This window comes from Echinicola marina (assembly GCF_020463795.1).
GTDB classification, from domain to species: domain Bacteria; phylum Bacteroidota; class Bacteroidia; order Cytophagales; family Cyclobacteriaceae; genus Echinicola; species Echinicola marina.
The window spans coordinates 4,917,396-4,929,447 of the sequence record NZ_CP080025.1 but is presented as its reverse complement, the minus strand read 5'-3'; the positions used below and the strand labels follow the sequence as shown (position 1 = coordinate 4,929,447).

The 12,052-nt window shown below is 38.7% G+C and carries 12 protein-coding genes; 6 read left to right on the top strand and 6 right to left on the bottom strand.

The annotated features are described in order from the left end of the window. Positions 1-20 precede the first annotated feature (20 nt). From KZP23_RS20100 to KZP23_RS20080, 5 genes are all read right to left on the bottom strand, one after another. Positions 21-893: a TlpA family protein disulfide reductase gene (locus KZP23_RS20100; protein ID WP_226333573.1), complete on the bottom strand. Its 873-nt coding sequence runs from the start codon at positions 891-893 to the stop codon at positions 21-23. 97 nt (positions 894-990) lie between these two features. Further along, the gene (locus tag KZP23_RS20095) at positions 991-1,869 is read right to left on the bottom strand and encodes a 5-oxoprolinase subunit C family protein (protein ID WP_226333572.1); all 879 of its coding nucleotides are present in this window, start codon (positions 1,867-1,869) and stop codon (positions 991-993) included. Continuing rightward, a complete protein-coding gene (locus tag KZP23_RS20090; RefSeq protein WP_226333571.1) occupies positions 1,856-2,569 on the bottom strand; it encodes a 5-oxoprolinase subunit B family protein in 714 nt (237 codons plus the stop codon). The genes KZP23_RS20095 and KZP23_RS20090 overlap by 14 nt, the downstream gene beginning before the upstream one ends. Continuing rightward, on the bottom strand, positions 2,566-3,294 hold the full coding sequence (gene pxpA / locus KZP23_RS20085) for a 5-oxoprolinase subunit PxpA (RefSeq protein WP_226333569.1): 729 nt from the start codon (positions 3,292-3,294) through the stop codon (positions 2,566-2,568). Before pxpA ends, KZP23_RS20090 begins: the two co-directional genes overlap by 4 nt. Further along, a complete protein-coding gene (locus KZP23_RS20080) occupies positions 3,285-4,508 on the bottom strand; it encodes an Nramp family divalent metal transporter (RefSeq protein ID WP_226333568.1) in 1,224 nt (407 codons plus the stop codon). The genes pxpA and KZP23_RS20080 overlap by 10 nt, the downstream gene beginning before the upstream one ends. Before the next feature lie 756 nt (positions 4,509-5,264). Between KZP23_RS20080 and KZP23_RS20075 the strand changes: the two genes are divergently transcribed. The 6 genes from KZP23_RS20075 (at position 5,265) to KZP23_RS20050 (ending at position 11,542) form a co-directional block, all read left to right on the top strand. After that, positions 5,265-6,443 (top strand): DNA recombination protein RmuC, encoded by a 1,179-nt coding sequence (locus KZP23_RS20075; protein WP_394370988.1) that lies wholly within the window; start codon positions 5,265-5,267, stop codon positions 6,441-6,443. 93 nt (positions 6,444-6,536) lie between these two features. Further along, a complete protein-coding gene (locus tag KZP23_RS20070) occupies positions 6,537-7,115 on the top strand; it encodes a DUF4136 domain-containing protein (protein ID WP_226333564.1) in 579 nt (192 codons plus the stop codon). A 266-nt stretch (positions 7,116-7,381) separates the two neighbouring features. Beyond that, on the top strand, positions 7,382-7,702 hold the full coding sequence (locus tag KZP23_RS20065) for a n-acetylglutamate synthase (protein WP_226333563.1): 321 nt from the start codon (positions 7,382-7,384) through the stop codon (positions 7,700-7,702). Positions 7,703-7,852: 150 nt separating this feature from the next. Continuing rightward, complete coding sequence (gene trkA, locus KZP23_RS20060) at positions 7,853-9,199, top strand: Trk system potassium transporter TrkA (protein ID WP_226333561.1); 1,347 nt, start codon at positions 7,853-7,855, stop codon at positions 9,197-9,199. Positions 9,200-9,203: 4 nt separating this feature from the next. After that, entirely contained in the window at positions 9,204-10,655 is a 1,452-nt protein-coding gene (locus tag KZP23_RS20055; RefSeq protein WP_226333559.1) for a TrkH family potassium uptake protein, read from the top strand. A gap of 38 nt (positions 10,656-10,693) precedes the next feature. After that, positions 10,694-11,542 carry a PhzF family phenazine biosynthesis protein gene (locus KZP23_RS20050; protein ID WP_226333558.1) on the top strand — a complete coding sequence of 283 codons (849 nt, stop codon included), beginning with the start codon at positions 10,694-10,696 and terminating at the stop codon, positions 11,540-11,542. Between the two features lie 74 nt (positions 11,543-11,616). On the opposite strand, the gene KZP23_RS20045 is transcribed toward KZP23_RS20050, so the two are convergent. Continuing rightward, positions 11,617-12,048 (bottom strand): c-type cytochrome, encoded by a 432-nt coding sequence (locus KZP23_RS20045; protein WP_226333556.1) that lies wholly within the window; start codon positions 12,046-12,048, stop codon positions 11,617-11,619. Positions 12,049-12,052: the final 4 nt, after the last annotated feature.

Sequence of the window (12,052 nt, the reverse complement as noted above, 5' to 3'; positions counted from 1 at the left end):
TTATTAAATAAAGAACCCAGTTATTCATTAGTAAGCTTTTGGATCACATCTTCTACTCCTTCTATTTTCCCCATAAAGGCCACATTTCCTTCTTGGTCTAGAACTACAATGGTCGGATAGACATAAATATCAAAGTCATCCATCACTTTTTGTGTACCCTTTAAAACAGGAAAGGTATAGCCTTTTTCTTCAATTGCTTCAAATAACTGATTGGGCTTATCTTTAGGCATTGGCCTATTGACGGCATAGATTTCAACTTGTGGGTTTTCCTTGTATTTATCATACAATTTTTGCAGGTCAGGGAACTTCACCCAGCAAGGACCACAGCTGATAAACCAGAAGTCCAGAACTACTACTTTGCCTTTGAAGCTGTCATTTTGTAGGATTTTGTTATCTATATTCTGTACTTCAAAAGGGACATAGATTTGCTCATCGACTTTCCCCGAAATATTACCAAACTCTATAAAATGTACCCAGGAAGTATAAAAATTTAGATTTAAGAAGAATGGAAATAAAAATAATAAACTCGTGTAGAGGTGTCTTTTTTGGATTTTACGATCCGAGTAAATGGCTCCTGCAAGCACTCCCAATAGGAAAGAGATGTAGGAAGGAAGTACTTTGGAAGCAAAACGCATACTTGGTGCACTCATGAAAATAAAAATCACTACAGCAAATACCAAAAGGAACATGATGAGTTTGGTAGATATTAGCTTCTTTCCCTTACTGTAGTAAAAATGCGTGGTAAAAAACAATAGGATAAATCCAAGTAGGGCGCCAAAGCCCCAAAGGCTAAAGTCTTTAGAAAGGTCTAGACAAAAATCGCATATAAAGTAAGTGGTAAAAAGGATGGCAAGGCCTAATAATAGGCCTAAGACAATGTTTTTTATTTTCATTGGTTTTTGATTCTATTTCTAGTTAGCGTAAGGTAAATCTAAGCAAGCTTTGTGTAATTTTTTGAAAAGTATGATCTAAAATAAGTATTCTTCCATATTATAGGTCATCAGATTGTATTAGCTTGAACCGAATTTTGTCTCCTTGTTTCTTTTGGGCCATGATATTAATGGCATTGGGATTGAGTTGAAGGATTCTGGGGTATCCTCCTGTAACCTGCGCGTCGCGCATTAGAATCATTATTTTACCTCCAGGACTTAATTGAACAGTGCCAGGATATACTGGTGCAGTCAGGATTTCATTCAGCTCATTTTTCAGTTTCTCTTGAAGTTGGATTCCCATTCTATTCATCAGTGGGGAGAGTTGGAACTCCCTTTCAAAGAGTTGTTCAAAAATCTCATGGGGAAGTCTATCGGATTCAGGTCCTGCATAGACTTCAATAAATTCATTTTCCAATAATGTATGGTCCTTTGCCACTTTTGCATTTAAGTTGGGTAAATGTGCTGTTTGTTCAAAATAGGGTAATATAGTTCCCACTTCCAAAATATGTTTTTCTGAAATGCCATTGTACCAGCTCCTGCTTTGAAGTGTCAGTGGTGTTTGGAAACCGCCATTAATAGCCATATACATTCTGCATCCTTTGGTAAAAGGGCCTATTTTTAAGTGGTCTCCAGCGTTAATATGTAACACATGGTTGGTTTCTTGAGTTTTCTGGTTTAAGGCGATTTTTGCATCGGCTCCAGTTAGGACGATTTGGGTCTTGCCCCTAAAAATGAATTCGCCTCCCAACATAGTCATTTCAAGACTGGCACAGTTTTCCTCATTTCTTAGCAGGTGGTTGGCCAATTCATAGGATTGTCTGTCCATGGCCCCTGCAGCTGGAATGCCCCAATGCCCTTGGCCAAATCGACCAAGGTCTTGGATGGTACTGTAGAATCCAGGTTTAATAACTTCTAAATGGGATTCAGATGATTTCATATTCTAGGGAATAGTTTTGATTGTATATGGATTTGGAGACCCTTTCAAATTCCTTTTTGTCAATAGAATAAAATTTGATTTCATCGCCAGGTTGGGCGGAGATTGGAGGTTGTTGTTTTAGGTCAAATAGCTTCACGGGAGTTAAGCCAAGTATGTTCCATCCTCCGGGACTATCCATGGGGTATATGCCCGTTTGTTTTCCACCTATGGCGACAGATCCCTTTTGAATCTTAGGGTCTGGTTGGTCCTTTCTGGGGGCAAAAAGTTTTTTGGAAAGTCCTCCCAAATACATGAATCCTGGCATAAAACCAAAAAAATGCAAAAGGTAGGGAGATTTATGATGGTGTTCTATGACTTCATTGACACTTAGTTGGGTGATTTTTGCGATCCTGGATAAATCTTTGCCTTGGTATAGTACTGGGATTTGCCAACGCTTTCTATGGAGGATTGAATGGGTCTCTTCTTCTTGACCAAAATCCTCTATTTGTCCTATCACTTCATCCAGAGAAAAAGCCTCTTTGAAATTCAAACTCAAACAATGGTATCCTAAATGAACGTCCCATAATTCTTCATACCACAAGGAGATGATTTTCTTTTTGTATGTCATCATTTGTAAAAGGATATCCTTACTGATTGCTGCAGGCCAGCATATCTCTAGAATATTTGGGGAAATATGTTTGTAACTTAGTTTGTAAGTCATTGGGAATAACTTTTGGATTTTACCATTTGATTGATCGCCTTGGCAAGGTTTAAGGCTCTTTCATTGTCTCCATGAACACAAATCGTATCCGCTTTAATAGGAAACAAATTCCCGGAAATGGTTTTAACTTTTTTCTGTTGGATCATTAGTTCCAAATGCTCCAATACTTCGTTTGTATCATGTAGTAAGGCATTGGGCTTTTTTCGGTTGACCAGTTTCAGGTTGTCCTCATAATTGCGGTCTGCAAAGATTTCATACCAAACAGGTATCCCTGCCTTTTCGGCCATTTCAGCTATGACCGAGTTATATGGAACATATAGTAAAATTCCCGGGAAATGATCTTTCATTATTTTGACCAATAAATGGGCTATGGAGCCATTGATGGCCGATTCATTGTACAACGCACCGTGGGCTTTGATATGATGGAGTTGGCTTTTATGATCAGATAGTAATTTTTGAAAGGTGAGAATTTGGTCAAGAATACTGTTTTCCAGTGCTTCCAGAGAAATATTAATTACTTTTCGTCCAAAATTTTCAGGGTCCGGGTAAGAGGGGTGCGCGCCAATGTTCACCTGGTGTTTCATTGCATGTTTTATGGTTGAGACCATGCTTTTTTCATCACCGGCATGACCTCCGCAGGCAATATTACAACTGCTGATGAATTGCATAATAGCTGCATCGGCACTAGAACCTTCACCTAAATCACTATTGATATCTATCCCCATACTTGCCATTTTTCTAAAACACTTGTGATACTCTTGATACCTATAATCCATGTAATGATCCAAATCCCAAAGCCTAGAATATTTAAAACGACGCCATTTTTGTACTTGTTCATTAGCTTGCGGTTATTGGCTACCCATAATATAAAGGTACTTAAAACGGGCAATAATATGCCGTTGGTCAGCTGTGCTACAGTAATTAATTCTATTGGTTTTATTCCTAATGAAGCAAAAATTACACCTAATAGAATGATCAAGCTAAACGTCCATCTCATGGGCTTGGAGTTAAGCGCATTATTCCAGCCAAAGCAACCACAGATTACCAATCCAGCGGCCAATGGAGCAGTGATGGAGGAGGTGATTCCCGCGGCAAATAGACCAACACCCAAAAAGTAGGGGGCAGCTTTGCCAAAGAGAGGTACAAGACTTTCTGCCAAATCCAATACCGAATCAATTTTTTCTGCACTCCCCAGGGAACCTGTTATCAATATCGCAATAGAAACCAGTCCTCCTAAGCTAACAGAAATAATGGTATCTAGCTGTGCATATTTTAAATCCTTGCTTCCCTGCCATTTTTTTGTGACTAAAGCTGCATGTAAAAATAAATTATAAGGTACCACAGTCGTTCCGATCAAGGCGCCTATAGTGATGATATTATTGGTATTGATACTGGGGACCAATCCTCCCAGAACCAACCTTAGCTGTGGTGCTCCCATAATAGCTGTCAGGAGAAATACAGCGCTCATCGTAAGGACAATGACCAACATAAAAGACGCCACTTTTTTATAGCTGCCACTCATCAGTAAGCTCCAAGCCAATAGCCCTACTATTATTGGATAAGGAGAATATGTATTGAAGAATGGTAGCTTTTTAAAGCCATTCAAGCCCAGTACTGCGCCACTTATATTGCCAGCTTCATAAGCTGCATTGCCAACGACAATCGCAATGATAATCAAACTAAGGGCAGCTATCTTAGGCCATTTATGCTTTAATTCCTGTCTGACTATTTCAATCAGTCCTTTTTGGTTGATCAGTCCAATCCTGGCGGACATTTCCTGAAGTAGGATGGTAGCCAGAATAGACAATAGAAGTGCCCAAATCAATTCATAACCAAATTTTACACCAGCAAGTGTGCATACAGTAACTGTACCAGGCCCTATAAAAGCAGCCATGACTAAAGTCCCAGGCCCTATGAATTTTTGTAAGTTTCTTTTCAAGATGTAATTGCTCTGTTTATGGAAAAGTGAAAATCTAAAATAATTGATTCCAATGGGATAAGTAGGATTACTTATAGGATTTATCCATAAACATATCGATGAAGGCAACATTTTTACCGGTCATAGTTTAACCTGTATTTAACCCCTGGTTAAGCCGTGTTTATCCCGTGTTTTAACCGTGTTTCTCTTATCAGAGATTTAAGGTAATCTACTCCTTAAGTCCAGGGAAAGTAAGGGGACATACCTTTCAATATTTTGCTTATAAGCAGTTTAAGAATCATTCTTTCCGTCCTCATGATAAGAAGATATTTCCTCAACTAAGAAGGAGTTGGGCTGATTTGATATTTCGAATGGTTGGGGTATCAGGTAGTGTTCAGGTAAGATTTTCTTTCTCGTACCAGATTTCGATGATCACAAAGGTTTCAATCCTGGGCTGGTTAAATTGTAGCTTTGGACTTTGATAGAAAATGCTGAAGGAACAGTTACATTTTAAACGTTTAAACTAACGCATTTAATCATTTACAATTGGTCCTGTAAAAGATATTGTTTTGCTTTTACCTACAGTAACAAAAATAGGAGGAGTAGTTATATTTCTGTTTGCGACATGAAATGTCGCATTGTGTGGTTTTCAGTTTAGGCAAATCCAAAGTATAGCCTTAATTTGCCCATAAAAATCGGTTGGTACATATGGAAATGATACTTTTGGGCCTTTTGGCATTGAACGTTCTGATTACGATTGTCTTACTCAGCAAACAAATGAGCCAAGGCGATCAAAAGCAATCCCTTGAAGAAAAATTAGCCGTTATAACGATGCAATTGGAGCGGCAGATGGCCGAAAATAGGCAGGAGATTGGTCAGAACATCAATCAACAGTTTAAGTATGTTTTTGACACATTAAGAGAGAATTCCAAAGACCAAAATGAGACACTAAGGGATTTTGGTAAGCTTTTTAGGGAAAATGTGAAAGAGTTCAATGAAATACAGCGTGAGAAATTCAGTGAGCTGGAACGAAGACAAGAAAAAATGCTCTTATCTACTGAAGCCAGATTGGAAAAAATGAGGGAGACGGTGGATGAGAAATTACAGAAGACCTTGGAGATCAGGCTGGGGCAGTCATTTGAGATTGTCAGCAAGCAACTTCAAGCTGTTCAAAAAGGATTGGGAGAGATGCAAAACTTGGCAACTGGTGTAGGAGATCTTAAACGTGTGCTAACCAATGTAAAAAGTAGGGGAGTACTGGGTGAATACCAATTGCAAAGTATACTGGAAAATATTTTGGCTCCAGATCAGTACGTAAGCAATGCCGTTATGAAAAAGGGGGCTTCAGAAAGGGTGGAATTTGCTGTGAAATTACCAGGGAATAGTAGTGATGAACCAGTGTTCCTTCCCATTGATGCGAAGTTTCCTCAAGAAGCCTATAATAGGTTGTTGGAAGCCTATGACCTTGGAGACAAGGGATTGGTGGATAGCAGTAAGTTGGAACTGATGCGAGCAGTGAAAAAATCCGCTCAAGATATCAGTCAGAAATATATTAACCCTCCCTATACCACTGATTTTGCAGTGATGTTTTTACCTATGGAAAGCCTGTATGCAGAGGTGATAAGGGATGGGGTTTTATCACAACAGTTGCAGAAAGAATATAAGGTGGTGGTTACCGGGCCGACTACCTTGGCGGCCATGTTGAATAGTTTGCAAATGGGATTTAAGACTTTGGCCATTCAGAAGCGCAGCAGTGAAGTGTGGAAAGTGTTGGGAGCGGTGAAAACTGAGTTTGGTAAATTTGGTGATTTGATAGAAAAGGCACAGAAAAAAATCAATGAGGCGAATCATGAACTGGATACTTTGGTAGGAACCAGAACAAGGGTGATCCAGAGAAAGTTAAGAGACGTGGAAGAATTACCAGAATCAGAAAATGGAAAGTTGTTGAATAAATGAGTAGTCTGTCTTCACACAGAAAACTATATTTATGGCCATTAAATACACAACTTTAGCCCATTTCTGTCGTTTTTTAGATAAATGGCCTAGAGTATGAAATTGAGATTTGGAATAAATATTATCCTTTTAGGAGTTTTATTGGCAGCCTGTAATCCTGTTAAAGTTTACTTGGAAAAAAATGAGGTAAAAGCAGGTAAATCCTATAAGACCTTTGCCATCATTAATCAGTATGAGGGGAAGGATGCCTGGAATTCACCAACTTTGGACAGGAACTTAGTGGATGATTTGGTCCAAGGTATGGAAGAAAGGGGCTTTGTACAAGATAGTGAGCATCCTGATTTAATTCTACGGTATAATACCCTTTTAAGCGACCGGGAAAAAGAAGTAAGCAGAAGTGCCTATGATGGCTTATACCCATACGGTTTGTATTCTCCTATGTACAGATTTCCCTATAGGATGGGCTATCCTTATTGGCCAAGCCAGACGGAAATTGAAAAGTATAATTTGGGAGAGGTGTTGATAGACTTTATTGATCCCAGAGCAGACAAAATTATTCTGAGGATAAGTGCCGTGGGAGAGGTTAATAATATCAAGCAGAAATCAAAGAATATAGGTGTATCAGTAGATAAGATTTTATATGAATTCTCCAAACATCTCCCCGCAGATGGGTAGTATTAAAGATCAAGTTTTCAAAAGTCATTCTATCTATATCGAATGACTTTTTTTATGATTATATATTTTGAATAAACTCAAATGGATTCGTTGTGGTTTTATGGAGATCATAAAATGAATAAATAGATGATTTTGTAAGCTGCTCATTTATTGCTAAAATCGTCATCTGATTGGTCTTTGATAGAGAAGGGCATTGTACGGTGGCTCAAATTATTTAAAATCCTAATTATAATTTCAGAGAAGAATAAATGTTCAATTATGATAGTATGACCTTTAGGTCCGTTAGCAATACGGATAATGGGGATGTGTCATCAGCGACGGTTTTCCATTATTCACAAGAGGGGGAGATCCTAACAGCACATTATGAAGGAGGTGAAATTGTAAAAGGACACCTGATAGGTAAAGTGGATAACAATGGAGTGATAGATATGCGGTATCATCATATCAACCAAGCAGGAGAACTAATGACCGGAAAGTGTATTTCTATACCGGAAAGGTTGGAGAATGGAAAAATACGGCTCAAAGAATCCTGGGAGTGGACTTCTGGAAATTTCTCAAAAGGGGAATCAATGATAGAGGAAGAATAATTAAGGGGTTTTTACTATCAATTCTATTATTTATAGCGGTTAAATTATTTGGTGCAAGTAGGGTAAATTTAGGCGTGAAGGCCACTTTTTCAACTAAAAATTAATTTACAATTTTGTCTTTGCAGCTTAAAACACCTTATATTTACGCCTATGGCCATGAATATTGTGATCGCTGGAGCAGGTGATATGGGATTCCATCTTGCCGAGTCTTTGAGCTATGAAAATAAAGATATAACCCTAATTGATACCGACAAGGATATTCTGGAGAATGTAGCTTCGAGGTTAGATGTGTTGACGGTAATGGGGGATTCTGCCTCTATCGATGTTTTGCAGAATGCAAATGTCAAAGAGGCTCATATGGTAATGGCTGTAACTACCTCCGAGAAAACCAATATAGTAACGGCTATGTTGGCAAAACAACTCGGGGCAAAAAGAGTGATCGCCAGGGTAAGGAACCACGATTATCTTTTGGAAGAAAATATAGCCTATTTTCATAATCTGGGTATAGATAATATTATTTCTCCCACCATGTTATGTAGTGGTGAAATTCACCGGATGATCAAGAACTCGACCTTCTCTGATATTTTTGATTTTGAGGAAGGTAAGCTGAATGTGGTGGGTATTATTTTGAATCAATATTCTGCTCTGGTAAATAAAAAGCTTTCAGAAACCCGGGCAATGCCAATTTTTGAAGACATCAGGATTATTGCGATTGTCCGAGACCAGATGACCATTATTCCAAAAGGTACTACAGTTCTCAGAAATAATGATCATGTCTATTTTATCTCCAATAAAAAGGCCAATGATTCCATTGTTCAGCTGATGGACCAAAGGGAAATCAATATTAAAAATGTAATGATCATTGGTGGAGATGATCTAGCATTTACTTCTGCGCTTAAATTGGAGCCAGAATATAGGGTGACCTTGATCCACAAGGATAAAGAGCGCTGTAAATGGTTATCGGAAAGGCTAGATACTTCTTTGGTTATCCATGGAGATTATAAAAATATAGAATTACTTATTGAAGAGGGACTGGAGGAGATGCAGGCATTTTTAGCACTTACAGAAAGTTCGGAAACGAATATTATCACCAGTTTGAGTGCCAAAAACCACGGGGTTTACAAAACCATTGCCCATGTGGATACGCGGGAATATATCCATATTTCACATAGTATAGGGGTAGATTCCCTTATCAACAAAAAGTTGGTAGCCGCTAACCAGATTACCAGGTACCTCAGAAAGGGTAAGGTGGAGGCCATTTCAGGTATTTATGGTGTAGATGCTGAATTTATCCAATATGTGATTTCAAAGAATAACCGATTAACCAAGAAGCAACTTCGTGAATTGCATTTTCCTGAAACGGCCATCGTTGCAGGTGTAATCAGGGGTGAGGAGGTTTTTATACCAGATGGGGATTTTCAACTTCAAATGAATGATAAAGCCATTGTTTTAGCATTGCCATCTGCCAAATCCAGTCTGGAAAAATTATTTAACTGATACGATGATCCATTATAAGGCTATTGGGAAAATCATGGGAGGTTTATTGATGCTGTTGGGCCTATTGATGCTCCCAGGTATTGGTTTTAGTTATTATTACAAAAGTGGTGATCAAATGCCCTTGATTTATTCTGCTTTTGTCTCCATGGCCATGGGCGCTATTTTATTTTTCTCATTTTCCAAGCAGGACCAGAATATCCGAAAACGAGAAGGCTACTTGATAGTTGGCTTGAGTTGGCTCTTTATGTCATTATTTGGTATGCTTCCTTATTTGGTGAGTGGGACGATTCCTAATATTCCAGATGCCATATTTGAGACTGTATCGGGATTGACCACTACAGGTGCCTCTGTTCTGAATGATATAGAAGCATTGCCAAAGGGCATTTTGTTTTGGCGAAGTATGACCCAATGGATTGGTGGTTTAGGGATTATTGTATTGACAGTGGCTATATTTCCACTCTTGGGGATTGGGGGGATTGAATTATTTGTGGCAGAGTCCCCGGGCCCAACGTCAGATAAACTGCATCCACGGATTCGGGAAACAGCCAAAAGGCTGTGGTATGTTTATGTAGGGCTGACCATTCTTTGTACAGTATTGTACTACTTAGGAGGTATGACCTTTTTTGATGCGATTAATCACGCCTTGACGACTTTGGCTACAGGAGGCTTTTCCACCAAGAATGCCAGTATGGCCTTTTACGAATCTCCTTTCATTCAGTATGTAGCGATTGTTTTTATGTTGTTGGCCGGGACCAACTTTACTGTGATATATTTTGGGTTGGTGGGTAAGTTTGATAAGGTATGGAAAAGTGATGAGTTTAAAGCTTATGTTCTGGTGGTGGTATTGATTATCGCAGCCTTAACGGTTCCGGTTTATTATTTTTCTGGGGAAAGTGCAGAGAAAGCATTTAGGGATACAGCATTTCAAGTTTCCTCTTTGATGACTACCACTGGATTTGTGACCGCAGATTATACCAGTTATGGTCATGGTTTGACCATATTTTTCTTTCTGATTTTGTTTATAGGAGGTTGTGCAGGGTCCACTGCAGGAGGTATTAAGTTTATCAGGCATTTGACTTTCTTTAAAAATACCATTTTGGAATTCAAGCGCATTGTACACCCAAGGGCGGTGGTGCCTTTAAAAATCAATGGAGACAGAGTTACGGGGAAGATCATTACCCATATCATGAATTTTTTATTGATATATCTAATGGTATTTGTTCTAGGAAGTGTAGCACTTTCTGTGCTAGGTTATGATATGTTGACCAGTTTTGGAGCCATTGCCACTTGTCTGGGAAATGTCGGACCTGCTATAGGAAATGTTGGACCGCTGAATAATTTTGCTTTCTTTGATCCAGTAGCTAAATTGTTTCTGTCCTTTATTATGCTTTTGGGAAGGTTGGAACTTTATACAATTTTAATCCTGTTTACATCATATTTCTGGAGAACAAATTAAATATAGCATTCTTTATCAGCTACCTAGTGACTTAAGTTGTGGTAGAGGAGAAATTGCTTTTTTTCAAAATAGATGAATTATTGGCCATGGATATTCAATATCAAATCATATCAGTCTTTACTGATCAAAAAAGAGGTTTTAGGGGAAATCCTTCTGCGGTAATCCTTTTGGAAAGGGAGCTATCTGATACTGAACTAACGGAAATAGCCAATAGTTTGGATCAGCCAGCCACCACTTTTCTCTGGGAAATACCTGTAAATGGAGAGTATAAAGTCAGGTGGTTTGCGCCAGGTGCAGAGATTGGATTATGCGGCCATGGTACTGCAGCAGCGGCGGCATTCCTGTATCAAAAAACTGGGGAGAATGGACCTTTTAAGTTACATTATGCTGAAGGAATAGTGGAAGGACAAGTCAATGCAGATCAAACCATTAGTATTTCTATCAATGTCATTCCAGTTCAGGAGAAAATTGAAACTGTCCCTGAGGCCATTTCAAGGGGATTGGGGATTCCCGTATTGGAGATGTACAAGACAGCCAATAAGCATATTATCCTGACCGATTCTGAGCAAAGTATAGAAAAGATGCAACCGGATTTTGAGCAACTGAGAAAAAGTGAGATTTTCGGTTATGCCATCACTGCAAAAGGCGATGAAGTAGACTTTGTTAGCCGTACTTTAGTCCCTCACACCACTATTTTGGAAGATAGCGCCACAGGTTCTTCACATGCCATGCTGCTGCCTTTTTGGGCAGAGAGGTTGAATAAAATACATTTTAATACACTTCAGCTTAGCGCCAGAGGTGGCGCTTTTTTAGGAGAAATGAACGGTGGAGTGGTCAAGTTATGTGGTGAGTATATGATGGAAGAAAAAGGCAAAATCAGTATTTGAAAAGAACCTTACCGCTTTATTGGAAAAGGAAAAAGGACAATGATGATTGCCCTTTTTCTTGTTTTTAATACAAATTAACTTGCTGTTTTTTCTTTCTTTTCGATGGATTTAACTTCTTTTTCCGAAACCATCTTTTTTGATTTGTTTCCCCAACTATTCAGGATATAGTTCATGACATCAGCAACTTCATCATCGTATAACCCCAAGTTGCTCATGGTGTTATTATAGGCTTTTTTGTTGACTGTGATTTCTCCGCTCATACCAAATTTTATAGCACGGATACTTTGTTCGCGGTTTTTTAATAGAAAATCAGAATTGGCCAAAGGGGGAAAGGTACCGGAGACACCCTTGCCATCAGCCATATGACAAGTAATACAATAATCATTATAGACTTCTTGGCCTCTTTTTATGCTGGCCTTTAAAGCTTCATCTTGATCACCAAAGGTAAATGCTGTCCAACCCAAATATGCGCCTACCAAACTGGTAATAACAGTCGTTTTAATCATAAGT